Source organism: Methylobacterium sp. WL18 (assembly GCF_008040015.1).
Classification (GTDB): Bacteria; Pseudomonadota; Alphaproteobacteria; order Rhizobiales; family Beijerinckiaceae; genus Methylobacterium; species Methylobacterium mesophilicum.
This window is the reverse complement of sequence record NZ_VRVD01000951.1, coordinates 1-1,308: the sequence shown is the minus strand read 5'-3', so window position 1 is coordinate 1,308 and position 1,308 is coordinate 1. Positions and strand designations below refer to the sequence as shown.

1 protein-coding gene is annotated in these 1,308 nt (G+C 75.8%); it reads left to right on the top strand.

The annotated features are described in order from the left end of the window. The coding region (locus FV228_RS29995; RefSeq protein WP_147857758.1) for a glycosyltransferase at positions 1–1,308 on the top strand (1,308 nt) is incomplete at both ends.

Here is a 1,308-nt window from a genome sequence, read left to right as displayed (position 1 = left end):
CCGCGGGACCATCGGCCGCCCGGTGCTGCTGCAGCGGGCGGACCGGGCGTCGGCCGAGGCCCCCGACGCCCTGTCGATCGTTTCCCTCACCGGCACCGGTACCCAGGGCGGTGCCGGCGTGGCCCAGCGACGGCTCGCCGAGGCTCTGGCGCTCGCCGGTCACCGGGTGACGCACGTCGCCCTGAGCGACCGACCCGAAGCCGCCGAATGGACCGACACCTTCCCGAAGGCCGAGGCTTTGGTCGCGGATGCCGTCCCCGCTCTGATCCTCGCCGGCAACCTGCATGGGGCGACCCGCAGCCTCGACGTGGTCGGGCGCCTCGCCCGGCGCGGCCCGGTGGCGCTGGTGCTGCACGACCTGTTCCCGCTCACCGGCCGCTGCTGCCATCCGCGCGCCTGCACCCGCGCCGTCACCGGCTGCGACGCGACCTGTCCCGGCCCGGACGAGTACCCGCAGCTCGCCCCGAACCGGATCGCCGGCATGCACGCGCGCAAGCGTGCCGTCCTGTCCGGTGTCGCCGGGCCGTGGCTGCTGGCCAATTCCGACTGGACCTTGACGCGCGCGCTGGACCTGGCACCGCCCGGCACCGTGGCCGAACGGATCCGGCTGGCCTTCCCGACCGCCGCGTTCCGGCCCGGCGACCGTGCGGCCCTGCGCCGCCGGCTCGGCCTGCCAGCGGATGATGTGCTGATCCTGGTCTCGGCGGTGATCGTCGACGGACCCGACAAGGGTTTTTCCGATCTGCGCGCCGCGCTCCAGGCCGTGGCGCGGCTGGGCGTCGGCGTCGTGGCGATCGGCCGGCTCGACGATCCGGCCCGGCTCGGCGTGCCGAACCTGTTCGTGCCGGGGCTGATCGCGGACGAGGAGATCCTGGCCGCCTGGTACGGGGCCTGCGACCTCCACGTCACCGCGAGCCGCCACGAGACCTTGGGACAGACGCCGATCGAGGCCGGCCTGTGTGGGGTGCCGACGCTGGCCTACCGCACCTCCGGCCTGACCTCGTCGGTGATCGACGGCGTGTCCGGCCGCCTCGTCCCGCTCGAGCCCGGCGCCCTGTCCCAGGCCCTGGCCGAGCTGGTGGACGATGCCGGGGCGCGGGCGCGGCTCGGGGCCTTCGCGCGCATCGCCCTGGAGAGCCGCCACAGCCCGGCCGCCGCCGCCCTGTCGCTCGACCGCATCGTCCGTGCGCGCGGGATGCTGACCGGCTCCGGGCGGCCCACCTTCACGCCCGCTCTGCTCGGCCATTTCCCGTTCGCAGCGGACCGGCAGCCGGGCGCGTCCGGCACGGTACCGGCGCCCTCCCGGCC